This window comes from Enterobacter kobei (genome assembly GCF_001729765.1).
Classification (GTDB): domain Bacteria; phylum Pseudomonadota; class Gammaproteobacteria; order Enterobacterales; family Enterobacteriaceae; genus Enterobacter; species Enterobacter kobei.
Genome location: NZ_CP017181.1, coordinates 4,191,881 through 4,217,484 on the forward strand (window position 1 = coordinate 4,191,881; position 25,604 = coordinate 4,217,484).

Genomic DNA, 25,604 nt, shown 5'->3' on the forward strand with positions numbered 1-25,604 from the left:
ATTACGCGTTAAGCGAAACATCACATTCGCTTAACGCCATTACGGTTAAGGTGACCATGTTCACTTCAACCAGCCCTTTTTTCTGTGCACCTTTAGGCTTGATAGGGAGTTTTCCGTAGGAAATCAAATTCTCAGCAGTACTTCGCGACATGCCAGTACGGCGGCAATATGCATCAAGTGGAATGTATGGATCGGGGATCACGATTGTAATGTTGGGACGCATAATGCAAACTCCTCTTGCTGTGGATACGCCAATATCCACTGTTATTAACCTATACTCGTAAAAAGCTACAACAAGGAGAGTCCAGATCGCATTAAGCGACAAATAAATCGATTTATCGCATTTTGCGAAAACCTGACTAAATTATGGGCAAATTCTCTTACGGACAAATCAGCCACAGCAATGAAGTACTCGACAGAGTGATTAATGCTTATGGCTTACGTCTAAGCTGATGCTTGCCGATCACTTTGGAATGGCATCGAGTAGCCTGGCTGGACGCTACAAACGAGGCGGCTTTCCCGCTGACATGGTAGTTAGGTGTGTAGCTGAAACTGGCGCATCGTTAGGGAAGGTGCGAATAAGCAGGTCATTTCTTCCCAAGCTGACTCGCTGATTAAAATTTCGCGGATCTGGGCCGATTTTTTTCCCGCAAACACATCGAATCAGCCTATTTAGGCTATTTTTTCCACCATTTCTGGCGTTATTTCCGGTTTTTACTGAGATCTCTCCCACTGACGTATCATTTGGTCCACCCGAAACAGGTTGGCCAGGGTGAATAACATCGCCAGTTGGTTATCGTTTTTCAGCAGCCCTTTGTATCTGGCTTTCACGAAGCCGAACTGCCGCTTGATGATGCGAAACGGGTGCTCCACCCTGGCACGGATGCTGGCTTTCATGTATTCGATGTTGATGGCCGTTTTGTTCTTGCGCGGATGCTGCTTCAAGGTTTTTACCTTGCCGGGACGCTCGGCGATCAGCCAGTCCACATCCACCTCGGCCAGCTCCTCGCGCTGTGGCGCTCCTTGGTAGCCGGCATCGGCTGAGACAAATTGCTCCTCTCCATGAAGCAGATTACCCAGCTGATTGAGGTCATGCTCGTTGGCCGCGGTGGTGACCAGGCTGTGGGTCAGGCCACTCTTGGCATCGACACCAATGTGGGCCTTCATGCCAAAGTGCCACTGATTGCCTTTCTTGGTCTGATGCATCTCCGGATCGCGTTGCTGCTCTTTGTTCTTGGTAGAGCTGGGTGCCTCAATGATGGTGGCATCCACCAAAGTGCCTTGGGTCATCATGACGCCTGCTTCGGCCAGCCAGCGATTGATGGTCTTGAACAATTGACGGGCCAGTTGATGCTGCTCGAGCAGGTGGCGGAAATTCATGATGGTGGTGCGATCCGGCAGGGCGCTATCCAGGGATAATCGGGCAAACAGGCGCATGGAGGCGATTTCGTACAGGGCATCTTCCATGGCACCGTCGCTCAGGTTGTACCAATGCTGCATGCAGTGAATACGCAGCATGGTCTCCAGCGGATAGGGCCGTCGGCCATTGCCCGCCTTGGGATAAAACGGCTCGATGACAGCGGTCATATTCTGCCATGGCAGAATCTGCTCCATGCGGGAGAGGAAAATCTCTTTTCGGGTCTGACGGCGCTTAGTGCTGAATTCACTATCGGCGAAGGTGAGTTGATGGCTCATGATGTCCCTCTGGGATGCGCTCCGGATGAATATGATGATCTCATATCAGGAACTTGTTCGCACCTTCCTTAGAATGGCTTGCTACTGGTCAAGACAGGAAATTTGACGACGAAGAACTCGACATTATAAAAATGCCTCGTCGAAAAATCGTTGATGGCCTTCTTTACGATGCTGGCAGGTACATGTTGGATAAGGTCTCATTCCTCCCGGGAGTCCCTTTACCTAAGTCCCCAATCTGCGTCCAGGAAGATAATAGCCAATTTATCGTGGATACCTTATTTACTGAGGTTTATGACGATCAGTGGTTGGTTGAAATTGAAGGTAAAATAAGCATTTGCACACTTACCCGCATCCCAATTAAGAAAGTCAGAGTAAGTGGCGTCGGCATGGCCTTTGATTGTGCAATAGAAGATATAAAAATTCTTGGTAGGGTTGTATTAACAATAAGATAAGCATAAGGATTTGAAGATGATTGACTACAAAACAGCATCAAAAGACCAACTCAAAGCGGAGATGAAACGCTTAGCTGGCGTTGTATCTGACACGCCCTTTGGTACAAAAAAAGAATTCTTTCACCTCCCTGAAATTTTGAACTCGGGCGAACGTCCGGTGGCCATTGCCAGTGGCATGATGGACGGCAACACCTGGCTCATCACACTGACAAATAAACGCGTAATTTTCCTTGATAAGGGCATGATTTTTGGTGTTAAGCAGGTTGACATCAACCTCAACAACATTGTGAGCGTAGGCGGCAAGACGGGGCTTATGTTTGGTGAAATTATGATTTCTACTAGCGGCCAAAACTACACAATCAAAAATGTCATGAAAGGCTCAGTTATACCCTTCACAAATTTAGTGAACGAAACAAAAAACTCTCTGAATGCTCCTGCCTCGCAACAACAAGAACCGACCAAAGACACTCAATCATTCGATGATCAAATGGCGAAAATTGAACGTCTTGCAAAAATGAAAGAAGAAGGGATTCTTACAGAAGAAGAATTCCAGCAGCAGAAAAAATTCATTTTGAATGGTTAATTTATGTCTGTAAGAAAGTTAGCTTACGGCCAACGGGTTGCTGATTTTTACACTGTAGACAGAACTGATGGTAAAGACGGCAAGCGGGTTCGTAGGAAGTTTGTCACTAAAGGCGAAGCGCTGGCGTTTGAAAATTACACACTGCAAAAATTTGAGGACACGCCCTGGTTAGGCCAGGGCAAAGACAAACGTCGTCTTTCGGATATAGTCCATCTATGGTTTGAGCGCCATGGAATAACTTTGCGTGACGGCGAGAAACGTAAAAGCAACATGCTCTGGGCAGATCTGTGCATAGGGTCGCCCCTGGCTACTGAATTCTTAGCCCAGCTTTTCACCGCGTACCGGGCAAAAAGGCTCGATGGCCATTTTGCCCGTACTAAGCGCGTTACTCAGGTTTCGCCTCGCACCATGAACTTAGAGCACGCGTATTTCCTCGCGGTGTTCAATGAATTGAAACGACTTGGCGAATGGGAAGCGCCAAACCCGCTAGATAACATTCGACAGTTCAGAACAGAAGAAAGTGAGATGGCCTTTCTTACTGGAGAGCAGATTGACAGTCTCTTAGAAGAAAGCCACCACAGCTCTGCTAAAGATTTGGAGATGATTGTCAGAATTTGCCTGGCTACTAGTGCTCGCTGAATGACGGGCGCCCCCTTGTTGTCCCCTGAGTTTTCCTCCTGGCATTCGCCAGGCTATATTCCTCCTCTGATTTTTTGCGGCACCCTGTGCAAGCACACACGCAATCAATCAAATGTAGTCCGTCCTGCCGCTCACCCTCACAAACCCTAAAAACTAAAGAAATCCCCCATCGCGCCGATCATCATCCGTGTGTATTATTTCCTGTAGCGTTGCCCACAACTACCCTTAACTCAAATACTTAAGCGCCAAAGCGAAAGGCATCATGAGCACACCGATCAAACGGCTAGAAATCATTAAAAATGCCATTGAACTGGAAGATGACGACATCATCCAGAGCCAGCTGACACGGCTGAAGAATGAAGCGTTTGACGATGAGCTACAGGCAATCGTCGTGGCGCTTGAGCAGAAGAACTACACCGCCGCCATCAGGGCCATTACCGCCTGGCTGCAGGACCAGCGCGCCATTACCCCGTGGCGCGACCCGCAAGTGGCAGCCAGCAAGCTGGAGCTGAAGGCGCTGGAAGAGCGTCTGCGCGATCTCATCGATCGCCGCAACGCGCGGGTGCAGCAGCTTGATGAGTTCAACGATCTCTATTTCTCCCGTCTGGGTCCCCTGATGCAGCAGATCCTCGCTCTGCGTAAAACCCTGGCGGAGCTGAACCTGCGTCGTCAGCAGGCGGAGGCGCGTCGTCGCGAGGAAGATTACCGTCGCTGCCAGCGCTATATGGCGCAGGCGGTAGAGGTGCTGGCGACGCTCACCCAGCGCTGGCGCGATCTGCCAGCCGACTCCGTGCAGGCGGCTGAGGCGCGCAAGCATCTGGAGCAGCAAAGTAATCTGATTGCTAATTTGCTGGCCGAGGCGCTGGAGCTGGAGAGTGGCCTAACGCGCGAAGAGGAGCCTGTTCGCCAGGCGCGTGACGAAGCCAACGAAGAGTACGAGAAGTATCGCGAGCAACATCACGATGTCGAAATGCGGCTGCGCAAAGGGAAGCTCCTCTCTGAAGAAGATCAGAACGAACTCAAGCGTCTCTGGCGGCAGGCGAGCAAACTCTGTCATCCGGACCTGGTGGCGGACGACCTGAAAGAGGAAGCCAACGCGATGATGGTGCAGCTCAACCAGGCCAAACAGCGTGGCGACGTCAAGGCTATTCGCTCGCTGGTCGCCCGCCTGCAGCAGGGCTTCGAGCCGCTGATGGCCAGCGACAGGCTGAACGATCTGGAACGTATCCGCAAAAAAATGGCGCAGGTACGCGAGCAAATCGACACCTTAGTGAACGAGCTGGCGGAGCTGGAGAAAGAAGAGTCCTGGCTGCTGGTGTCGTCGCTGAGCAATATGGAGGCGTACTTTGCTCAGCAGGAGAAAGCCCTGCACGAGGTTCGCGCCTCGCTCGAACACCAGGTGAACGAAGCGCAGATGGATTCAGCAGCCTGATTATTTAGCGTGCCAGTAGGCGCTGGCACGCACCAACTGTTGATCAATCGCGTCAGTGTCAAACTGACGGCTCAGGCTTTTTACTACCTTTCCTTCCCCGGTCAGCCAGATAAAGTACTCTTCCGCCGGAACGGTCAACGCCGCCAGACGATCCGCCACCGCCTGCTCGCTGTGGCCCACTACCCAGGTGATGTCGACGTCGCTCAGGTGCGCCAGATAGTCCTTATATGCGTCGTTCCCGACCGTTACTACCGCGTGAATTTCTGGGCGAACCGGCAGTTTAGCAAGACTCTCTAAGCGTCGACGTAGCGCAGGCATACCGGATTCATCACACACGTACAGTTGCCAGGCGTAATCTTCCGGCACCACCAGCGAACCGCGCGGCCCACCAATGGTCAACGTGTCCCCCGCTTTCGCCTCAACCGCCCAGTTGCTGGCAATGCCGCCGTCATGAATGAAGAAATCGAGCACCAGTTCATGGCGAGACTCATCATACAGCGGCGTATAGTCGCGCGTCTGCGGACGCACGCCATCGCCCCAGTCGATGCCTTCATCAGTCACCACGGGCGGCACAAACGCCGCCCCCAGTGCCGGGAAAAAGACTTTGGTGTGGTCGTCGAAGCCGCGGGAGCTAAACCCCTCCAGCGCCTCGCCACCTAATACAACACGCTGGAAACCCGCGCTCACGCGTTCCACGCGGAGCACCGTCAGCTCGCGAAAACGCAGGTCATTACGAACACGCTGTGGGTAACGGGTAGATGCCATTTTTAGCCCCTTCTCTGATGAATACGATATATCTAAATTATTTTTTAAATGATAATGATTACTAATCAGTAAAAAAGCAAGATCTTTTAGATTGCATCTGAATATATCTTAGATATAGTTTAGATATATCAAATTGAAGGAATTACTATGCGACACGAACATGATGGCGGCGGACGCCGACCGCGCTTTTTCGGCCACGGCGATCTGCGGCTGGTGATTCTGGATATCCTGACCCGCAATGCGAGCCACGGCTATGAGCTGATCAAAGAGATTGAGAACCTGACCCAGGGTAATTACACCCCGAGCCCTGGGGTGATCTACCCGACGCTGGATTATCTGCAGGATCAGACCTTTATCACGATTACGGAAGAAGAGAACGGCAGAAAGCGAATTGCGATTACCGTGACGGGCCAGCAGTGGCTGGATGAGAACCAGGAACAGCTTGAGCACATACAGGCACGCATCAAAGCGCGTTCTGTCGGCTTCCAGCTGCGCAAAAACCCGCAGATGAAGCGGGCGCTGGATAACTTTAAAGCGGTGTTAGACCTGAAGGTGAATCAGGGAGAGCTCAGCGACGCGCAGCTTAAGCAGATTATCGGCGTCATTGACCGCGCGGCGCTCGAGATCTCCCAGCTGGATTAAGACGGAGCGTGTTCGCTCACGCGGAAGACGCGTACCAGCTCTTTCAGGTGCATCGCCTGTTCGTTAAGCGATGCCGCCGCGGCGACGGACTCCTCCACCAGCGCGGAGTTCTGCTGGGTGGTGGCATCAATCAGGCCAATCGCGCTGTTAATCTGCGAGATCCCTTCCGTCTGCTCATGGCTGGCCTGGCGGATCTCACGCAGGATGACGTCCATCTCTTCCACGTTGCCCACCATCCCGTTGATCAGCGCGCTCGCTTTTTCCACCAGGTTCATGCCGTCCTGGGTCTGACTGGTGGAGCTCTCAATCAGCTCACGGATTTCGCTGGCCGACGATGCGCTCTTCTGGGCAAGCTGGCGCACCTCACCGGCTACCACCGCAAAGCCACGACCGTGCTCACCGGCGCGCGCTGCTTCCACGGCCGCGTTCAGCGCCAGAATGTTGGTCTGGAAAGCAATGGCGTCGATCAGGTCGATAATGTCGGACATCCGGTTCGACGTCTCGTTAATCAGGCGCATTTTGCTGGTCACCTGCTTCATCATCTCACCGTTGTTTTTGACCACCGTGGCAGCATCTGCCGAGAGGTTGGTCGCTTCGCCAGTGTGCGAGGCGGTGTTTTTCACCGTCGCGGTGATCTGCTCCATCGAGGCTGCTGTCTGTTCAACGGAACTTGCCTGCTCTTCCGTGCGCGCGGCGAGATCCTAGTTACCCGCAACGATCTGCGCGGCTGCGCTGGAGATATTCTCCGAGCCGGTTTGCACCTGCTGCACAATGTCCAGCAGACGGTTTTTCATCTCCATCAACGCATGCAGCAGTAAGCCCGTTTCGTCTTTGCCGTGCGGCGTGATGCTGCCCGTCAGATCGCCCTCTGAAATGGCCTTCGCAAAATTCACCGCCTCGCCGAGCGGACGGGTGATAGCGCGCACGATAAACCAGCCGATCAGGCTGCCTGCCGCGACGCTAAAGAGGGTGATGAGGATCAGCAGCAGTCGGTTAGACCTGAAATCCCCTTCTACCTGCGCGCCTGCATTCTGCATCTCGCTGTTTTGAATGGCAATCAGCTCCTTCACCTTCGCTTTATAAGCCTGCTGCACGGCAAGGGTGGTGGTCATCATCTCTTGAATGGCACCCGCACGATTGTTGTTCTGCACCGCCTGCAGGATGCGATAGCGCGAGTCCAGATACTGCTGGCGCACACTACGGATATCCGCCAGCACCTGCTGAGACTTTTCATCCTGCAACGCGTTGTTCAGCTCGCCCAGGATCACCGTGATGTGCTCGCTGATCTCTTTCAGGTGCTGCTGAGATTGCCCCGTGTAAGTTCCCTGCTCGTCCAGCAGCATCAGCTGTTGAGTGCTAATAAATTCCTGGAAGTTATCGATTAACTGGTTCGCTTTTACCGTGGTCGGATAATCACGGGTAATAATGGATTGCATCCCATTATTTGCCCGGTTCAGACTCAGCAGAGACAGGCTCGCGCTGATTGCCATCAGGACAATAAAGAACCCAAACGCCAGAAATAATTTCGTGCCGATCTTTACGTCATGTAAGAACATATTTACTCCATCGATGTGATTATTTCTCAGACGATTGCTGTTATCGGTAACGAATTCGCTAACTTTATGACTTTGATCGTTTTTTTATTTCATAACCATCACAATGGATAGGCAGAGACTATTAATTTCGTCTCATCGATCGTTACCAGACCACCAGAAGCGTGTTTTGCAAAACAGCATCATGGGAAACTGACTTAGGCAGGAATAAATAACTGAGGCACTTTTTTTAGTTATTTAATATTATATTAACAATAAAGCACATTAATAGTCACAAGCAGCCATAAAAAAGCCGTTTATTCCTTACTGAATAAACGGCTTTTCCGGAACTTTACTGACTCAATGGAGCACGGTTACCGCATCCTTCAGACGCCCGGCACGGTGTTTCACCATGGCAGAAATGTGCGCGCTCTCCTCGACCAGGTCGGCATTTTTCTGCGTGATGCTGTCCAGCTCGGCCACCGCACGGGTTAATTCTGAGAGCCCGGTGGCCTGCTCGGAGGTGGAGTGACTGATCTGAGCGATAAGCTGCGTCACGTTTTTCACCTGCTCGACAATGTCATCCATCGTGCGGCCAGCGGCGTGCACCTGCTCGGAGCCGGACTGCACTTTGCTGGCGCTGGCATCAATGAGTTTACGAATATCGTTAGCCGCACTGGCGCTGCGGCTGGCGAGATGGCGGACTTCGCCCGCGACCACGGCAAACCCTTTCCCCTGCTCACCCGCCCGTGCCGCTTCAACTGCCGCATTGAGCGCCAGGATATTGGTCTGGAAAGCGATGTCGTTTATCAGGGAGGTAATCGAGCCAATTCGCTGCGTGCTGTCGGCGATGTCATCCATGGTTTTGACCACGGTCTGCATCGCATTGCCGCCCTTCGTCGCCGCACTGCTCGCGGCAACGGAGAGTTTATCCACCTCGGCGGCAGTTTCAGAGTTGCTCTGCACGGACGCGGCCATCTGGTTCATCGTTGCGACGGTCTGCTGCACATTCGCTACCGTCTGACGCGTACGATCGTTCAGATCTTCATTACCCCGGGCCAGCCTGTCGCTGCCGTCACGCACGCTCACCACCTGGCTCGAGACGTCGTTGATCAACCAGCGGCACATCAGCCCAAGCTGGCCTATCGCGCGCAGGGTCAGTCCCAGCTCGTCACTGCGGTTCAGATGCTGCACGCTGTTGCGCTCCCCGGTAGCCACCCTCAGCGCCTGTCGCGCCACGTTTTCGACCGGACGCACAATCTGTTGCTCAAACAGCAGCGTCCCCAGCAGCATGACCACCGCAGCCGCAACGAGCGGCATCCACCCTGCGGAGGTGGCGACCAGCGTGGCGGCGAGGAAGGCAAAAAGCACCGCCATTACGCTACGCACCCGCCAGCGCAGAGGCATGGCCGGCAGTTTACCCAGCCAGCCCTTTCCCACCACCAGTCCTTTATGAATACGTTTCTTACAGCTGCCGTCATTCAGCGCGCGGTAGAGCGGCTCCACGGAGGCTATCTCTTCCGCCGTGGCTTTGGTGCGGATCGACATATAGCCCGTCACCTTCCCGTGACGCACCATTGGCACCGCATTCGCGCGCACCCAGTAGTGGTCACCGTTTTTGCGCCGATTTTTGACAATCCCGCTCCACGGTTCCCCCTGTTGCAGGGTGTACCACATATCGGCAAAGGCGGCTTTTGGCATATCAGGGTGGCGCACCATATTGTGCGGCTGGCCCGTCAGCTCATCAAGCGGGTAACCGCTCACCTGCACAAACGTGTCGTTGGCGTGGGTAATGTAGCTGTGGATGTCTGTGGTAGACATTAAGGTGGTGTCATCGTCCAGAGGGTATTCATTCTGGGTGACATAGGTTGGAGAGGACATTGTGAGCATCCCTTGCAGGTTATTTGAATGTTAAATTTGTGGGTAATTGTTTTTTCGGCGGTAACCAATTTATCTTTAGTTGTTAAACTTGATGGAGATCGCAGATTTCACTTAAACCGCACTTTTTGTGAGAATTTATAATTCATTGATTTGAAATACTTTCTCCTAGAAATTACCTGCAAAGCATGACCTGTTAACGCCCGCTTAAGTGGCATGCATTGCACTCCTTTCGTGCAATTGCGCTTTTATGCCCCGTCCTGCACGTGCTGTGCCTTATCGCTAAATCCCGTTTCGGTTGTATCGGCATGATTAAATATTGTGCAACATAATTTTAACCTGGCGTTTATCCCGATTTTCGTTAAGTCCTCTGAAGTGGCGTAATCCCTGCAATACTTAAACCAGTATCATGTGATACGCGATCCCCGGGAGCATATTTTGAACAGGTTACCTTCCAGCGCCTCGGCTCTTGCCTGTACCGCGCACGCATTGAATCTCATAGAGAAGCAAACGCTTGATCATGAGGAGATGAAACAACTTAACCGAGAGGTCATCGATTACTTTAAAGAGCACGTCAATCCAGGATTTCTGGAATATCGCAAATCTGTTACCGCCGGCGGGGATTACGGAGCCGTAGAGTGGCAAGCGGGAAGTCTGAACACGCTTGTCGACACCCAGGGACAGGAGTTTATCGATTGCCTTGGTGGTTTTGGTATCTTCAACGTGGGGCACCGTAATCCAGTTGTGGTTTCCGCCGTACAGAATCAACTTGCGAAACAACCTCTCCATAGCCAGGAACTGCTCGACCCGCTTCGCGCCATGCTCGCGAAAACGCTGGCGGCCTTAACGCCCGGCAAACTGAAATACAGCTTCTTTAGTAACAGCGGCACGGAATCGGTCGAAGCGGCGATTAAACTCGCCAAAGCGTACCAGTCGCCGCGTGGGAAATTCACCTTCATTGCCACCAGCGGCGCGTTCCACGGTAAATCCCTGGGCGCACTGTCGGCGACCGCTAAATCCACCTTCCGCAAGCCGTTTATGCCGCTGCTGCCGGGCTTCCGCCACGTGCCGTTCGGCGACGTTAACGCCATGCGCACCGCGCTGAGTGAATGCCGTAAAACCGGCGATGACGTGGCGGCGGTGATCCTGGAGCCGATTCAGGGCGAAGGCGGCGTGATCCTGCCTCCGCAGGGCTATTTGCCTGCCGTGCGTCAGCTGTGCGATGAGTTTGGCGCCCTGCTGATCCTCGACGAAGTCCAGACCGGGATGGGACGCACCGGCAAGATGTTTGCCTGCGAGCACGAGAACGTTCAGCCAGACATTCTGTGTCTGGCGAAAGCGCTCGGCGGCGGCGTGATGCCAATTGGTGCTACGGTAGCCACCGAGGAGGTATTCTCGGTGCTGTTCGACAACCCGTTCCTGCATACCACGACCTTTGGCGGTAACCCGCTGGCCTGTGCGGCGGCGCTGGCGACCATCAACGTGCTGCTGGAACAAAACCTGCCTGCGCAGGCGGAGCAGAAAGGCGACATGCTGCTGGATGGCTTCCGCCAGCTGGGCCGGGAATATCCGGATCTGGTGCAGGATGCACGCGGCAGAGGGTTATTGATGGCGATTGAGTTTGTCGACAACGAAATCGGCTATAGCTTCGCGAGCGAGATGTTCCGCCAGCGGGTACTGGTGGCCGGAACGCTCAACAACTCGAAAACCATCCGTATTGAACCGCCGCTGACGCTGACGATTGAGCAGTGCGAGCAGGTGCTGAAAGCGGCACGTAAAGCGCTGGCAGCACTGCGTGTGAGCGTGGAAGAGGCGTAAAAAGCGCCGGGTGACGCTACGCTTACCCGGCCTAAGCAAGCCCGGTAAGCGTTAGCGCCGCCGGGCAGTTTTTTACCGGTGAAACTCCGCCACCGTCATGGTGAAGCGAAGCACGGTATCGCCTTCATTCCCGTAGCCGTGTGCGGCTTCCGTTTTCGCCACCGCCGACGCGCCAGCCTCAACCTGCGTCACCGTCTCGCCCACCGTCAGCGACAATACCCCCTCGTTCACGTGTAGCAGTTCACATGTGCCTGCCGGGTGCCCCGGTGAAGAGAAGTGTTCCCCCGGCTGCATCTCCCACTGCCACAGTTCAATCATGTCCGGGCCAGCGGTACCCGCCAGTAATCTGGCAGAACCGCCCTTTGCGCCCTGCCACAGAACCGGGATGGCCTGTTTTTCAATAACATGCACGACCGGTTCGCTGGAGACGTTAACAATATCCGCCACGGAAACGCCCAGCGCGGCAGCCAGTTTGCACAGGATAGCGATACTGGGATTGGCGGCCCCCTTTTCGATCTCCACCAGCATGCCTTTGCTGACGCTGGCGCGGCGGGATAGCTCATCCAGCGACAATTTTTTATCTTTACGCCAGTTGCGGATGCGGTTCGCCACGGCCAGGCTTACCTGGGCAACATCGGCCCCCTGCTCAGTCATTATATTGACTTTATCAGTCATTGGTCACTACCATGGTATAAAACAGTCGATACAGGATTATTTATGTCTCTCGTTACGCCGTCAATAGACCCGCGTCTTGCCGGGATTGCCCCGGGCTTTCGGGCGCTGAGCATTCTGGTTGAAGCCGCACAGATTACCCATCCAGAAGTTGCCCCCGCCGCGCTGACGCAGGCTTGCCAGCAGGTGTTGAATGATGATGTACCGTGGGCACAAGCGCATCTCGCCGCCTGGGATGAGGTATTTAAAAACTTTGGCGCGAAGCCAAAACGTACCCCCTGCTCGGCCTCCGCACTGCGAAAGCGGGTGCTTAAAGACGGTTCGCTACCTTCACTCGACCCGGTAGTGGACATCTATAATGCGGTCAGTATTCGCTACGCCATTCCGGTAGGGGGCGAGAATCTCGCGGCCTATTCCGGTGCGCCGCGCCTGACGCTGGCCGAGGGCAATGAACCCTTTGACACCCTGAAAGAGGGCCAGCCGGTGGTGGAATACCCGGATGCTGGCGAGGTCATCTGGCGCGACGATATGGGCGTCACCTGTCGTCGCTGGAACTGGCGACAAGGGATACGTACCCGTCTTGATAGCCAGGCGCAGACCATGTGGTTTATTCTCGAAAGTCTGCCAACGATGCCGTCAGGTGCGCTCGAAGAAGCGGGCGAGGAGCTGGTCAGCAATCTGCAACGATTAATGCTAGGCGCAACGGCTCAGGTTCAACTGCTGGAACTGTAAGAGGACAACACGATGTTTCACGGGTTAAGTGCGTTTCCGTTAACGCCCCTGAAAGAGGGGAAGTTTGACGAGCAGGCCTTTATCAACCTGCTTCGCCCCCTGGTCGACGCGGGGGTGGATTCGCTGGGTATTCTGGGTTCAACGGGCAGCTATGCCTACCTCACCGTTGAGGAGCGCACGCATATTACCCGCTGCGCGGTGGAACATGCCAATGGCATTCCGGTCATGGTCAGTATTGGCGCACTGAGACTGGATGACATTCTGCGTCTGGCTGAGCACGCGCAGAAGGCGGGAGCATCCAGCGTGCTGATGGCACCGGTGTCGTACCAGCGTTTGACGACGGACGAGGTATATTCGCTATATGAGACGGTAACTCGCCAGCTCTCCGTCCCGCTGTGCGTTTATGATAATCCCGCCACCACCGGGTTTGAGTTTAGCGACGAGCTGATGTTTGCCGTGGCGGCGCTGCCCAATATTGGCTCGGTGAAAATGGGCCACATGCCGGAGGATGTGTCGCGGGTGCGGGCGCGTCTTCCGAAGACGGTCACGCTGGGGATAAGCGGCGACTGGCGGGCAGCATCCGCCCTGCAGGCCGGGTTTGACGTCTGGTATTCCGTCGTCGGCGGGCTGTTCCCTCAGGCGGCACTGGCAATTGCGCACTCGAAAGACAGCATGGAATCAGAACGTCTGGAGCCACTGTGGGCGCTGTTCCGCCGTTACGGCAGCGTGCGGGTGATGGCAGCGGCAGCCGAGATGATGGGAAAAGTGGAGGCACCGGCGCTCCCCTTCCCACTGCAGGCGATTCAGGGTGAGCCGCGCGAGGCGCTTGCTGCGATCCTGGCGGACCTGAAGCTGGCCTGAAAAATGCCGGGTGGCGCTAGCGCTTACCCGGCCTACAAAACTTCATCAATCTGTTGCGTCCCCGATCAAACGTGGAATCTCGCAATAATGATTCCTTTTCCAGTATGAGATATCATTTCCCGATAATCGGCCAGCCACCTCTGAGGGACCATGCGCTATTTTTTTCTGGAATGGGTCAATCCTTTCGAAATCATGATGCTTAATTCGCTTGCTCAGGATCATCCCGTTAAGCAAATTAATCGCATTATGCGACGTTATAAATCAATCAATGCCCTGTTACCAGGCAACGCATTAAAAAAATGGCATAAACGCACCCACTGTGCTGTGAAATTATCAGCAATCAAGCCCGATGATATTGCGATTTGCAATGGATACAGCGTCTTTCCATTCCTGGATTATGTCGCCAGTATGCCTTGTAAAAAAGTGCTGATTCTCCGCGACTCCGTTGAAGCCCTGACACGGAAACGACGTCACCTTGGGCAACTGGCTCAGGATCAAGATTACATCGAGACCGTTCGCCCGGTCTTTGATGCTATTTATAGCTTTGATCCCGCCGATTGCGAACGTTATAACCTGCGTGCGATTGAGCAGTTTTTGCCCTTTAGCTGGAAAGAAATCGAGCAGTTTCAAAAACAAAATCCAACTGAAAATAAAAGCTGTTTTTTTGTCGGTGGCTATGAACCCATTCGCGCAAATGTTGTGCGCACATTGACGCCGGTACTCGAAAATTGCGGCTACAAGACAGATTTCTACCTGCTGGATAAGTACGATAACCAGGGTAACTATCCCGATAATTGTCAAAATAAAAAACTGAGTTATCAGGAAAATATTGAAAAAGCCAAACGCTGCTCTGTCATGCTGGAAATAAACAAACCTGAGCAACAGGGATTAACTCTCCGCGCTCTGGAAGCCCTGATTCTGAATAAGAAGCTGATCACCACAAACGCGTCGATTAAAAACATGGCGCTTTACCATCCCGACCGTATTTTCATTTTTAACGGTGTAAATACCGAGAGTCTGGAAGCGTTTCTTCACAGCGGCCTGCCTGAAAGAGATGAAAAACTCCTCAGACAATATTGTGCAGACAGCCTGCTCACAACGTTACAAAAGCATCATCCCTGATCGATGCTTGCCCGGCAGACCGGTCTACCGGGCAAAAAAAACTACTCCGGCAACAACCCCACAAAACTGCGTTTTTTGCGCGGCTCCGACATCAGGTCCTCAAGCTTATCCACGCACGCCAGATAGTGCGGCGTCTGCTTATGCGCCAGCACCGCCGCTTCGTCTTTATAGGCTTCGTAGATAAAGAACCGGGTTTTCACCCTCGGATCCTGCAGGACGTCAAAACGCAGGTTTCCCGGCTCCTTAATCGCCCCTTCATGGTTGGCGCGAAACACCGTCAGAAACTCGTCCACCCGCTCGGGTTTGATGTTGATCTCCACTAACGTCACGTTCATTTTGCTTCTCCCTGTTTCTCTTCCTGCCAGAACTGGAACGCTTCACGGGCGCTCATGTTCTCGTGAACTACTTTTTTCACTGCCTTCAGCATGGCGAGCGGCGCGCTGGACTGGAAGATATTGCGCCCCATGTCCACACCGGATGCGCCCTGGTCAATCGCGCGCCAGCACATCTCCAGCGCCTCGTGCTCCGGCAGCTTTTTGCCGCCGGCGATGACGATCGGCACCGGGCAGCTGGCGGTGACTTTTTCAAAGCCCTCATCCACATAATAGGTTTTGACGAACTGCGCCCCCATTTCGGCGGCAATGCGGCTGGCAAGTGAGAAATACCGCGCGTCGCGCGCCATCTCTTTCCCCACCCCTGTCACCGCGAGGGTTGGCATGCCGTAGCGGGCACCGGCGTCGACAAGCTTGATGATGTTGTTGATCGACTGATGCTCGAACTCGCTGCCAATGTAGACCTGTGCTGCGACCGCACAGACGTTCAGCCGGAGCGCATCTTCCATTGCCACCGCCACGCACTCGTTGGACAATTCGCCCAGAATTGAGTTACCGCCGGAGGCGCGCAGCACAACCGGTTTGTTGGTGGCCGCAGGCACGGTGCTCCGCAGGATACCGCGGGTACACATCAGCACATCGGTTTCGCCAAACAGCGGCGCAATGGAGAGATCGATACGCTCAAGGCCGGTGGTCGGCCCCTGGAAATAACCGTGGTCAAAGGCCAGCATCACCGTGCGGTTGCTTTGCGGGTTGAAGATGCGCGAAAGCCTGGACTGCATCCCCCAGTCCAGCGAACCACAGCCCTTCAGGGTAAACGGCACATTCTGCTGTGGCGTGCCGATGCCAAAATCCTTCCCGTCTTTGATGTCGTCTAAATCAGCCATTTGTTCCCCCGTCAGAAATCGTATTTGTTGATGTTCTCTTTAGTGAACACCACGCGTTCCGGCAGCAGCACGATGCCGTTACCTTTCGCCTCATACTGGTAGCCCTGCACGCTGTTCGGTTCGACCTTCAGCGTACCGATCTCTTTCACGTCCACGCTGTCGCCAACGTTAAGATCGCCTTTTTTCAGTAAACGATCGGCGACATTGACCGCAATTTTGCCCTGTTGCACCACGTCCCACAGGCCGAAGGCTTTTACCGTGCCGCGCTCCACGTATGGACGCATGACGTTTGGCGTGCTGAACCCGACAATCGCCACCCCTTCCCGCTTCAGATTTTCTGCTGCCTGCGCAGCGGCTGGCAGGGCGTTGGCATCCGGGGCGATGATCGCATCCAGATCCGGATACGCTTTTAAGATCCCCTCGGCGGTTTGCAGGGATTTGGTGGCATCGTTATAGCCAAACTGAGTGGTCACGATCTGCCACTGAGGATGATCTTTCTCGATTTTAGCCTTCGCCTCTTTCACCCACTGGTTCTGGTCGGTGACCGTCGGGCTGGAGTAGAAGAATGCCACTTTGGCATTCGGTTTGGTGACCTGCTTGCCCGCCATCTCCACCAGCAGGCCGCCGAGCTGTTCCGGCGTCCCCTGGTTGATATATATGCTGCGGCACTCCGGTTTGGTGTCGGAATCCCAGGTCAGCACTTTGACGCCGCGCTGCATCGCGCGTTTTAAGGCCGGGCAGAGGCCGTCCGGCGACACGGCAGAGACGATAATCGCGTTGTAGCCCTGGTTAACGAAGTTGTTGATGAGCTGCACCTGTCCGGAAACGCTCGGCTCGGTTGGACCGTCATAGGTGACGTCCACGCCGAGGTCTTTCCCCGCCTCTTTCGCACCGTTGCCGCCGCTGGTGAAGAAGCCAACCCCCACCAGTTTCGGGATAAAGGCAATCCGATCCGCCGCCTGCGCCGAGGCGAAGCTGAGGGCCATTGCCAGGACTATCAGTTTTGTTTTCATCTTACGCTCCGGAAAGTTTTCTAAAGAGAGAACGCACCCATTCGCGGTGCAGACTCAGCGAACGACCCATCACCACCACAACCAGCAGCGCTCCTGAAAGCGCGCTCGATACCTGGTTAGGGATGCCGACCATCTGTAAACCCTGTTGCAGGTACCCCACCAGCAGCGCCGCCAGCGCCGTACCGACAACCGAACCTGACCCGCCGTAGATATTCGCCCCGCCGAGTACGGCGGCGGTGAGCGCAGGCATCAGCAAATCGCGCCCCAGATCTGACCGCGCGGAACCGAAATAGGAGACCATGACCAGCGCGGCAATGGCCGAGGCCACGCCCACCAGACCGTACAGCGCGTAGGGCATACCGTTAACCGACAGCGCCGCATAGCGTGCCGCTCGCGGGTTCTGGCCAATCAAAAACAGATGACGGCCAAAGCGCCCGCGGTGGGTAATCAGCCAGAAGAAAACGGTAATCACAGCGAACAGCACCAGCGGGAGCGGCAGGCCAACGACCGTGAGATTCGCGAACGCGGTAAAGCTGTCCGGGAAGCCGCCGATGCCCTCATAGCCCGTCGCCCCCGCCATGCCGGAAAGCAGCAACGCCCCGCCACCGTAGAGATAGAGCGTGCCGAGGGTAATCACCAATGGACTGATGCCGGTGTAGTGGATCAGCGCCGCATTCACCAGCCCGCACAGCAGGCCGAGCAGCAGCGTCAGCGGAATGGCCACCGCCATCGGCCACCCGGCCTGCATCATCACCCCCAGCGCGATGGCGCACAGGCCGATGGTCGAACCCAGCGAGATGTCGATCCCGCCGCTGATAATGACAAGCGTGAGCGGCAGCGCCACGATACCGATACAGATGAAGTCGCTGGTGCTGAACAGCAGCATATTGATGTCGAGCATGCGCGGGTTAATAGCGCCAAAGAGCAGGATCTCCAGCACCAGCAAAACCAGCAGCGCGCTTTCCCAGTTAAGCTTCATTTACGCCACCTCTTTTTTGCGTTTGGGAAAGGGAGTGACGTGCTTTCCCCCTCTGTGACCTGGCTGGAAGCGGCCGTATTTCAGCGCCCGCTGATGGCGTGCCAGCGCCTGACGCAGCCGCCCGTCGAGCACCAGTACGCCCAGCAGCACCAGCCCGGCGATAAAGTCATTCCACCAGGCTGGCAGCCTGAACAGCACCAGTACGGTGTCGATTTGGGTGAGGAAGAAAGCCCCAAGCAAGGCACCGATCAGCGTGCCGGTGCCGCCCAGCAGAGAGATCCCCCCGAGCACGCAGGCGGCGATGGCCTTCATCTCCAGCCCGCTGCCGGTCTGGTTGGGGACAAAACCAATTTGCGCGGCAAAGACAATCCCTGCGCAGGCCGCCAGCATGCCGTTCAGGGTAAAGGCGAGCATGCGGGTGCGGTTCACCGCTACGCCCAGCTGACGCGCGGCGGCGAGGTTATCCCCCACCGCGTAGAAATCACGGCCGAACGCGGTACGCGACAGCGTCCACGCGCCCGCGGCTGCGATAATTAACACCACCATACCGAGTGGCGACATGCCGATGGCAAGCGGTTCAGAGAGAGATTTCAGCCCCGGCGGCAACCCTTCAATCCACTTCCCGCCCGTCCAGAGCAGCATCGCCCCGCGATACAGCCCCAGCGTGCCGAGGGTGGCGACAATCGCCGGGATGCGCAGCCCCACCACCAGCACGCCGTTGAACGCCCCGGCCAGTGCGCCAATCGACAGTGCGAAGAGGATGGAAACGGGCAGGCTGTAGCCGCCATTGAGCGCCACGCCGACGGCGATTGCCGACAGCCCAACGGTCGAGCCCACCGAGACGTCAATATTGCGGGTCAGCATGACCAGCGCGGCACCGATGGCCAGCAGGATCAGGATCTGGGCACTGGCGAAGATCATCCCCAGCGTTTGCAGGCTGAAGTAAGACGGGTTCAGCGCCACCAGCACGGCAAACAGTGCCAGAATGGCGAGAAACGCGCTCAACTCACGGTTCTTTAATAAGGTCTTCATGATTGCCCTCCGAACGCCAGCGCCATCATCCTGTCGAGGCTAACGGCATGGCGCGGCAGCTCGCCGCTGAGTACGCCCTGATGCATCACCAGTACGCGATCGGCAAGGCCCGGGAACTCATCGAGATCGCTTGAGATCATCAGTACCGCGACGTTCTGCGCGGCCACGCTTTTGATGAGCTGGTAGATATCGGCGCGCGCGGAGACGTCCACGCCACGCGTCGGTTCATCGACAATAAGGAGTAAAGGATTGGCCTCCAGACAGCGCGCCAGCAGTACCTTCTGCTGGTTGCCGCCGGAGAGCGTACGCACGGTTTGATCCGCATGGTTGAGCTTAATCCCGAGCGCACGGTGATAGCGCTCTACCACCGCCGACTCCCGCTTGCGCTGCTGCCAGAGAGACGGCTCGTTCAGCACCACGGTGTTCCAGCGGATCGGCGCGTCGAGGAACAGGCCGGAAACCTGCCTGTCTTCCGGCAGGTAAACCAGCCCTTTTTCCAGACGTGAACCAGGCGGATCGGCAGTGATTTCCTGATTCTCCAGCCAGACGCGCCCCCCGCGCACCGGACGCAGGCCGTAAAGCGTTTCGGCAAACTCGGTGCGCCCGGATCCCACCAGCCCGGCCAGGCCGACGATCTCACCGGCGAAGATCTCAAGACTCAGATCGATAAACCCCTCCCCGGTGAGATCCTCCACGCGCAGCACCGGGAAATCCTGCGGCTGGGTGCGGCGGTTGCCCGGCAACGCCAGCCACAGCTTTTGCGTCTCGCTCAGAGATTTTTCCCGACTCACTGGCGTCATGGCGGCAATCAGGGCGTTATCGTCAAACTGCGCGGTTTCACCGCTCAGCACCACTGCACCGTCGCGCATCACCGAGATGTGGCTCGAAAGCAGGCGAATTTCCGGCAGCTTATGCGAGATAAAAACAATGCCGACGCCAAGCGCCTGCAACGCGCGGATCTGGCGGAAGAGGCGTTCGGTTTCGCCGGGCGTGAGCGAGGCGGTGGGTTCGTCGAGGATCAGGATCCTGGCGTTGCGCATTAATCCGCGGAGGATCTCTACCATCTGCTGATCCGCCACTTCCAGTGTGCTGGCGGTGGCATCAAGGTTAAGCTGGCATTGCAGCTGCTGGAGCTTATCGGCCAGGCGCGGTTCCAGATCCCGTTCACGGGGCAGGCGAAAGAGGATGTTTTCCCGCACCGTCAGGTTGGGGAACAGCAGCGGCTCCTGCGGTACCAGATAAATGCCGAGCTTATGCGCCTGCGCTGGCGTAAGCCGTGCAAAAGACTCCCCCGCAACCGAAAGTTCACCGCTGTCGGGCGTTTCAACTCCGGCGATGATCTTCATCAGCGTCGATTTTCCCGCACCGTTCCCGCCCATCAGGGCGTGTACCTGGCCCGCGAGCAGCGTGAAATCAATGCCTTTTAACACCGGCACGCCCGAGAACTGTTTGCTGATCCCCCGCGCTTCAATAAGTGGTGTCATCATCGCTCCGCTATTGAACAAATGATTTTTAGATTTAATAATGTTCAAAAGCGTAGACGGTGAACTATATTTACAACCGTGCAGGGATCACAGTTTTATTGATTAAGATCCAGATAAAACAGAAACCCACTTAAAGATCCGTTTTGTCGCGTGGCTCACATTTTCCCTTCGCGTCATCACGAACATATGATCTAAATTTTTATAAGAGTTCAATTATGAGCGATAAACGCACTGCGGAAGAAGGACGGTTTGCCGGGCTGGCGCTGGCGGAAGAGGAGCTGGTGGCGCGCGTGGCCTGGTGCTATTACCACGACGGGCTGACCCAGAACGACATCGGTGAGCGACTCGGGCTGCCGCGTTTGAAGATCTCCCGTCTGCTGGAGAAAGGCCGCCAGTCCGGGGTGATCCGCGTGCAGATCAACTCCCGTTACGAGGGCTGTCTGGCGCTGGAAACCGAACTACAGCAGCGCTTTGGGCTGAAGCTGGTGCGCGTGATGCCCGCCCTGAATACGCCGCCGATGAACGTGCGGCTGGGCATTGGCGCGGCGCAGTCGCTAATGGGCGTGCTGGAGCCCGGCCAGCTGTTGGCGGTGGGATTTGGTGAAACGACCATGAGCAGCCTACAGCACCTGAGCGGCTTTATCAGCTCGCAGCAGATCCGCCTGGTGACGCTCTCCGGCGGCGTCGGGCCGTATATGACCGGTATCGGCCAGCTGGACGCGGCCTGCAGCGTCAGCATGATCCCCGCCCCGCTGCGCGTGTCATCCGCCTCCGTTGCCGGGATCTTAAAACGTGAAACCAGCGTGCGGGACGTGATCCTCGCCGCCACCGCCGCCGACGTGGCGGTGGTCGGCATTGGTTCGGTGAACCAGCGCCGTGACGCCACGATACTGCGCTCCGGCTATATCAGCGAAGGTGAACAGCTGATGTACGCCCGCAAAGGCGCAGTCGGCGACATTCTCGGTTATTTCCTTAATGCCGAGGGGGAATGCGTTGAGGAGCTGGAGATCCATAAAGAATTACTCGGCGTCACGCTCGATGAACTGGCGCAACTGCCTACCATCGTTGGCGTGGCCGGCGGGGAAGAGAAAGCCGATGCGATTTATGCCGCACTGAAGGGTCGCCGTATCAATGGCCTGGTGACGGAGGAGACGACAGCCCGCGCGGTGCTGGCCCTGACGTAACGGGGATGCCCTGCGCTAACAACGAGGCAAGCTCATGAGTTACCTTTTAGCGTTAGATGCAGGGACCGGCAGCGTTCGCGCCGTGATTTTCGATTTACAGGGCAGCCAGATTGCCGTCGGTCAGGCCGAGTGGAAGCACCTGAGCGTGGAGAACGTACCGGGATCGATGGAGTTCGATCTCGACACCAACTGGCGGCTGACCTGCCAGTGCATTCATCAGGCGCTGGAGCGTGCGCACCTGACCGCGGCGGATATCCAGTCCGTTGCCTGCTGCTCCATGCGCGAAGGGATTGTGCTGTACGACCGCAACGGCGAGGCCATCTGGGCCTGCGCCAACGTCGACGCCCGCGCCAGCCGCGAGGTGGCCGAGCTCAAAGAGATCCACGACAACCGCTTTGAATCCGAAGTATATGACGTCTCCGGGCAAACTCTCGCCCTGAGCGCCATGCCGCGCCTTCTGTGGCTGGCGCACCATCGCCCCGACATTTACCGCAAGGCCGCGACCATCACCATGATCAGCGACTGGCTGGCGGCGAAGCTTTCCGGCGAGCTGGCGGTGGATCCCTCCAATGCGGGCACCACGGGCATGCTGGATCTCTTTTCCCGCGACTGGCGTCCGGCGCTGCTCGACATGGCCGGGCTGCGCGCCGATATTCTCTCCCCGGTGAAAGAGACCGGCAGCGTACTGGGAGCGATTACCCATGAAGCCGCGCAGCAAAGCGGCCTGCGCGAAGGCACGCCGGTGGTAATGGGCGGTGGCGACGTGCAGTTGGGCTGTCTGGGGCTGGGCGTGGTCCGCGCCGGACAAACGGCGGTGCTGGGCGGCACCTTCTGGCAGCAGGTGGTGAACCTGCCGCAGGTGCGCACCGACCCCGATATGAATATCCGCGTGAACCCGCACGTCATCCCCGGCATGGCCCAGGCGGAGTCGATCAGCTTCTTCACCGGGCTGACCATGCGCTGGTTCCGCGACGCCTTTTGCGCAGAAGAAAAGCTGATTGCCGGGCGGATGGGAGTGGACACCTATACTCTGCTGGAAGAGATGGCGAGCCGCGTGCCGGCAGGCTCCCACGGGGTGATGCCGATCTTCTCCGACGCGATGCATTTCAAGCAGTGGTACCACGCCGCGCCGTCGTTTATTAACCTCTCTATCGACCCGGAAAAGTGCAACAAAGCGACGCTGTTCCGTGCCCTGGAAGAGAATGCGGCAATCGTTTCGGCCTGCAACCTGGCGCAGATTTCGCGCTTCTCCGGCGTGACGTTTGAAAGTTTAGTTTTTGCGGGCGGAGGGGCAAAAGGCGCCCTGTGGAGTCAGATCTTAAGCGACGTCACCGGGTTGCCGGTACGCGTGCCGGAAGTGAAAGAGGCGACAGCGCTCGGCTGCGCGATTGCGGCAGGCGCAGGCGCGGGATTATTTGCAGATATGGCCTCAACGGGCGAGCGGCTGGTGAAGTGGAGCCGCGAGTTCACGCCAAATCCCCAGCATCGTGAGCTGTATGACGGCATGATGCAAAAATGGCAGGCGGTGTATGCCGACCAGCTTGGGCTGGTGGATAGCGGGCTGACCACATCGATGTGGCAGGCCCCGGGATTGGTACGGGCAGCGGCGCCGTAAAATACGCCGGATGGCGCTGCGCTTATCCGTCCTGGGGTTTTGTAGCCCCGGTAAGCGCAGCGCCACCTGGGAAGTTCTTTGAGATCTATCACAATCATTCGATCCCACTTTTACCTTTCCGCTGCCGCTGGCTAAATTAGTAACTCATCCGACCACATAACAATAATTTTACACTGGAAGAGACTATGAGCCGCTACCCGTCGTTGTTCGCCCCCCTGGATCTGGGGTTCACCACCCTTAAAAACCGCGTGTTAATGGGCTCGATGCACACTGGGCTGGAAGAGCGTCCGGACGGTGCCAAGCGTCTGGCGGCCTTCTACGCCGAGCGCGCGCGGCATGGCGTGGCGCTGATTGTCACCGGTGGCGTAGCACCTGCGTCTTCAGGCGTGACGATGGAAGGTGGCGCGGTGTTGAACGATGCGAGCCAGCTTGCACATCACCGTATCGTTACCGACGCGGTTCACAAAGAGGGCGGCAAAATCGCCCTGCAAATCCTGCACACCGGGCGCTACAGCTATCAGCCGAAACTGGTCGCGCCGTCGGCCATTCAGGCGCCGATTAACCGCTTCACACCGCATGCCCTCAGCCACGACGAGATCATAGCGCTGATTGACGACTTCGCCCGCTGCGCGGCGCTGGCGCGTGAAGCAGGTTATGACGGCGTCGAAGTTATGGGCTCAGAAGGTTATCTGATCAACGAATTCCTTGCCGCCCGCACTAACCAGCGCGAGGACGAATGGGGCGGCGACTATGTCCGCCGCATGCGCTTTGCCGTTGAAGTTGTGCGTGCGGTGCGCGAACGAACAGGAACAGATTTTATTATCATCTTCCGCCTGTCGATGCTCGACCTGGTGGAGGGCGGCGGGACGTTCGACGAAACCGTGCAGCTGGCGCAGGCGATTGAAGCCGCTGGTGCCACCCTCATTAACACCGGGATTGGCTGGCACGAAGCCCGTATTCCGACCATCGCCACACCGGTGCCGCGCGCGGCATTCAGCTGGGTGACGCGCAAGCTGAAAGGCAAAGTGTCTGTTCCGCTGGTCACCACCAACCGCATTAACGACCCGCAGGTGGCGGACGATGTGATATCGCGCGGCGATGCCGACATGGTGTCGATGGCGCGGCCGTTCCTTGCGGATGCCGAGCTGCTGTCCAAAGCGCAAAGCGGACGCGCGGATGAGATCAACACCTGCATCGGCTGTAACCAGGCCTGCCTGGATCAGATCTTCGTCGGCAAGGTGACCTCCTGCCTCGTCAACCCGCGAGCCTGCCACGAAACTAAAATGCCGGTCGTTCCGGCGGCCAGCATAAAACGCCTGGCCGTCGTGGGCGCAGGCCCGGCGGGCCTGGCGTTTGCAGTGAATGCCGCCTCGCGCGGCCACAGCGTGACGCTTTTTGACGCCGCAGGCGAGATTGGCGGGCAGTTTAATATCGCCAAACAGATCCCCGGCAAAGAGGAGTTCTACGAGACCCTGCGCTACTACCGCCGGATGATCGACCTGACGGGCGTCGAGCTCCGGCTCAATCAGTTTGTCAGCGCGGCGGATCTGATCGGTTTTGATGAGGTGATCCTGGCAAGCGGGATCGTACCGCGAACGCCTGCGATCGCAGGTATCGATCATCCAAAAGTGCTGAGCTATCTCGACGTATTGCGTGACAAAGTGCCGGTCGGGAAAAGCGTAGCGATTATCGGCTGCGGCGGAATTGGCTTTGATACCGCCATGTACTTAAGCCAGCCGGGTGAGGCTACCAGCCAGAACATTGCCGAGTTTTGCGTGGAATGGGGTATCGACACCAGCCTGAGCCAGTCCGGCGGCCTGCGTCCGGAAGGACCGCAATTGCCGAAAAGCCCGCGTCAGATTGTGATGCTGCAGCGTAAAGCCAGCAAGCCGGGCGAAGGACTGGGTAAAACCACGGGCTGGATCCATCGGGCAACCCTGCTTTCACGCGGGGTGAAGATGATCCCGGCGGTGAGCTACGAAAAGATCGACGACGAGGGTCTGCACGTTACGATCGGCGGCGAACCGCAGCTGTTGCGTGTGGATCATGTGATTTTGTGTGCCGGGCAGGAGCCGAGAAGGGATCTGGCGGATCCGCTGCGAGAAGCCGGAAGAACTGTGCATTTGATTGGCGGGTGCGATGTGGCGATGGAGCTTGACGCACGGAGGGCGATTGCACAGGGGACGAAGCTGGCATTAGCGATTTGATTTCTTGCCCGGTGGCGCTGGGTATGAACCGGAAACATGGGTAACACT

General features: G+C 56.5%; 22 protein-coding genes and 4 pseudogenes. 13 read left to right on the top strand and 13 right to left on the bottom strand.

All coding sequences use genetic code 11. From position 1 onward, the window contains the following. Position 1: 1 nt before the first annotated feature. Entirely contained in the window at positions 2 to 223 is a 222-nt protein-coding gene (locus BFV64_RS20295) for a hypothetical protein (RefSeq protein ID WP_014885294.1), read from the bottom strand. A 143-nt stretch (positions 224 to 366) separates the two neighbouring features. Here BFV64_RS20295 and BFV64_RS24720 point away from each other — a divergent pair. After that, positions 367 to 566: pseudogene (locus BFV64_RS24720) on the top strand (helix-turn-helix domain-containing protein); the annotation flags it as partial. On the opposite strand, the gene BFV64_RS26080 reads toward BFV64_RS24720, so the two are convergent. After that, a complete protein-coding gene (locus BFV64_RS26080; protein ID WP_335671932.1) occupies positions 500 to 733 on the bottom strand; it encodes a hypothetical protein in 234 nt (77 codons plus the stop codon). The pseudogene BFV64_RS24720 and the gene BFV64_RS26080 sit on opposite strands and share 67 nt — an antisense overlap. Beyond that, positions 715 to 1,695, bottom strand: a complete 981-nt coding sequence (locus BFV64_RS20300) for an IS5-like element ISKpn26 family transposase (protein WP_000019445.1) — start codon at positions 1,693 to 1,695, stop codon at positions 715 to 717. The genes BFV64_RS26080 and BFV64_RS20300 overlap by 19 nt, the downstream gene beginning before the upstream one ends. 65 nt (positions 1,696 to 1,760) lie before the next feature. Here BFV64_RS20300 and BFV64_RS20305 point away from each other — a divergent pair. The 4 genes and pseudogenes from BFV64_RS20305 to BFV64_RS20320 all read left to right on the top strand — a co-directional run. Beyond that, positions 1,761 to 2,147 (top strand): annotated as a pseudogene (locus tag BFV64_RS20305) (S24/S26 family peptidase); the annotation flags it as partial. A 16-nt stretch (positions 2,148 to 2,163) separates the two neighbouring features. Beyond that, a complete protein-coding gene (locus BFV64_RS20310; protein ID WP_014885296.1) occupies positions 2,164 to 2,730 on the top strand; it encodes a PH domain-containing protein in 567 nt (188 codons plus the stop codon). Positions 2,731 to 2,733: 3 nt separating this feature from the next. Beyond that, positions 2,734 to 3,366: pseudogene (locus BFV64_RS20315) on the top strand (phage integrase); the annotation flags it as partial. 265 nt (positions 3,367 to 3,631) lie between these two features. Then, a complete protein-coding gene (locus tag BFV64_RS20320) occupies positions 3,632 to 4,801 on the top strand; it encodes a coiled-coil domain-containing protein (protein ID WP_069602399.1) in 1,170 nt (389 codons plus the stop codon). On the opposite strand, the gene BFV64_RS20325 is transcribed toward BFV64_RS20320, so the two are convergent. Next, a complete protein-coding gene (locus tag BFV64_RS20325; RefSeq protein ID WP_069602400.1) occupies positions 4,802 to 5,566 on the bottom strand; it encodes a siderophore-interacting protein in 765 nt (254 codons plus the stop codon). A 147-nt stretch (positions 5,567 to 5,713) separates the two neighbouring features. Here BFV64_RS20325 and BFV64_RS20330 point away from each other — a divergent pair, with 147 nt between their 5' ends. Then, the gene (locus BFV64_RS20330) at positions 5,714 to 6,208 is read left to right on the top strand and encodes a PadR family transcriptional regulator (RefSeq protein ID WP_014885300.1); all 495 of its coding nucleotides are present in this window, start codon (positions 5,714 to 5,716) and stop codon (positions 6,206 to 6,208) included. Here BFV64_RS20330 and BFV64_RS20335 read toward each other — a convergent pair. Next, a pseudogene (locus BFV64_RS20335) lies at positions 6,205 to 7,764 on the bottom strand (methyl-accepting chemotaxis protein). The gene BFV64_RS20330 and the pseudogene BFV64_RS20335 sit on opposite strands and share 4 nt — an antisense overlap. Before the next feature lie 336 nt (positions 7,765 to 8,100). Next, a complete protein-coding gene (locus BFV64_RS20340; protein WP_069602401.1) occupies positions 8,101 to 9,621 on the bottom strand; it encodes a methyl-accepting chemotaxis protein in 1,521 nt (506 codons plus the stop codon). Between the two features lie 435 nt (positions 9,622 to 10,056). Between BFV64_RS20340 and ygjG the strand changes: the two genes are divergently transcribed. Then, entirely contained in the window at positions 10,057 to 11,436 is a 1,380-nt protein-coding gene (gene ygjG / locus BFV64_RS20345; protein ID WP_032635487.1) for a putrescine aminotransferase, read from the top strand. 72 nt (positions 11,437 to 11,508) lie between these two features. Here ygjG and BFV64_RS20350 read toward each other — a convergent pair whose 3' ends face one another. Next, positions 11,509 to 12,111: a helix-turn-helix domain-containing protein gene (locus BFV64_RS20350; protein WP_023331347.1), complete on the bottom strand. Its 603-nt coding sequence runs from the start codon at positions 12,109 to 12,111 to the stop codon at positions 11,509 to 11,511. A 42-nt stretch (positions 12,112 to 12,153) separates the two neighbouring features. Between BFV64_RS20350 and BFV64_RS20355 the strand changes: the two genes are divergently transcribed. The 3 genes from BFV64_RS20355 to BFV64_RS20365 all read left to right on the top strand — a co-directional run bounded on the left by BFV64_RS20355 (position 12,154) and on the right by BFV64_RS20365 (position 14,823). Next, positions 12,154 to 12,840, top strand: coding sequence for a B3/B4 domain-containing protein (locus tag BFV64_RS20355; protein WP_069602402.1), 687 nt, complete (start codon positions 12,154 to 12,156; stop codon positions 12,838 to 12,840). Positions 12,841 to 12,852: 12 nt separating this feature from the next. After that, positions 12,853 to 13,701 carry a dihydrodipicolinate synthase family protein gene (locus BFV64_RS20360; RefSeq protein WP_069602403.1) on the top strand — a complete coding sequence of 283 codons (849 nt, stop codon included), beginning with the start codon at positions 12,853 to 12,855 and terminating at the stop codon, positions 13,699 to 13,701. Between the two features lie 150 nt (positions 13,702 to 13,851). Then, positions 13,852 to 14,823, top strand: a complete 972-nt coding sequence (locus tag BFV64_RS20365; protein ID WP_045268585.1) for a WaaS/CpsH family glycosyltransferase — start codon at positions 13,852 to 13,854, stop codon at positions 14,821 to 14,823. A gap of 41 nt (positions 14,824 to 14,864) precedes the next feature. Here BFV64_RS20365 and lsrG read toward each other — a convergent pair whose 3' ends face one another. The 6 genes from lsrG to lsrA are packed head-to-tail and all read right to left on the bottom strand — an operon-like array spanning position 14,865 to position 20,550. Further along, positions 14,865 to 15,158: a (4S)-4-hydroxy-5-phosphonooxypentane-2,3-dione isomerase gene (gene lsrG, locus BFV64_RS20370; protein ID WP_023331350.1), complete on the bottom strand. Its 294-nt coding sequence runs from the start codon at positions 15,156 to 15,158 to the stop codon at positions 14,865 to 14,867. Next, positions 15,155 to 16,042 (bottom strand): 3-hydroxy-5-phosphonooxypentane-2,4-dione thiolase, encoded by an 888-nt coding sequence (gene lsrF, locus BFV64_RS20375; RefSeq protein ID WP_014885309.1) that lies wholly within the window; start codon positions 16,040 to 16,042, stop codon positions 15,155 to 15,157. The genes lsrG and lsrF overlap by 4 nt, the downstream gene beginning before the upstream one ends. 11 nt (positions 16,043 to 16,053) lie before the next feature. Continuing rightward, positions 16,054 to 17,055: an autoinducer 2 ABC transporter substrate-binding protein LsrB gene (lsrB, locus tag BFV64_RS20380; protein ID WP_014885310.1), complete on the bottom strand. Its 1,002-nt coding sequence runs from the start codon at positions 17,053 to 17,055 to the stop codon at positions 16,054 to 16,056. 1 nt (position 17,056) lies between these two features. Further along, a complete protein-coding gene (gene lsrD, locus BFV64_RS20385; RefSeq protein ID WP_045134798.1) occupies positions 17,057 to 18,034 on the bottom strand; it encodes an autoinducer 2 ABC transporter permease LsrD in 978 nt (325 codons plus the stop codon). Further along, on the bottom strand, positions 18,035 to 19,066 hold the full coding sequence (gene lsrC / locus BFV64_RS20390; protein ID WP_023338805.1) for an autoinducer 2 ABC transporter permease LsrC: 1,032 nt from the start codon (positions 19,064 to 19,066) through the stop codon (positions 18,035 to 18,037). Next, on the bottom strand, positions 19,063 to 20,550 hold the full coding sequence (gene lsrA, locus BFV64_RS20395) for an autoinducer 2 ABC transporter ATP-binding protein LsrA (protein ID WP_069602404.1): 1,488 nt from the start codon (positions 20,548 to 20,550) through the stop codon (positions 19,063 to 19,065). Before lsrA ends, lsrC begins: the two co-directional genes overlap by 4 nt. 215 nt (positions 20,551 to 20,765) lie before the next feature. Between lsrA and lsrR the strand changes: the two genes are divergently transcribed. The 3 genes from lsrR to BFV64_RS20410 all read left to right on the top strand — a co-directional run bounded on the left by lsrR (position 20,766) and on the right by BFV64_RS20410 (position 25,556). Continuing rightward, positions 20,766 to 21,734 carry a transcriptional regulator LsrR gene (lsrR, locus tag BFV64_RS20400; RefSeq protein WP_023338807.1) on the top strand — a complete coding sequence of 323 codons (969 nt, stop codon included), beginning with the start codon at positions 20,766 to 20,768 and terminating at the stop codon, positions 21,732 to 21,734. A 34-nt stretch (positions 21,735 to 21,768) separates the two neighbouring features. Next, positions 21,769 to 23,349 carry an autoinducer-2 kinase gene (gene lsrK / locus BFV64_RS20405; RefSeq protein WP_047625402.1) on the top strand — a complete coding sequence of 527 codons (1,581 nt, stop codon included), beginning with the start codon at positions 21,769 to 21,771 and terminating at the stop codon, positions 23,347 to 23,349. A 185-nt stretch (positions 23,350 to 23,534) separates the two neighbouring features. After that, positions 23,535 to 25,556 carry an NADPH-dependent 2,4-dienoyl-CoA reductase gene (locus tag BFV64_RS20410; RefSeq protein ID WP_069602405.1) on the top strand — a complete coding sequence of 674 codons (2,022 nt, stop codon included), beginning with the start codon at positions 23,535 to 23,537 and terminating at the stop codon, positions 25,554 to 25,556. Positions 25,557 to 25,604: the final 48 nt, after the last annotated feature.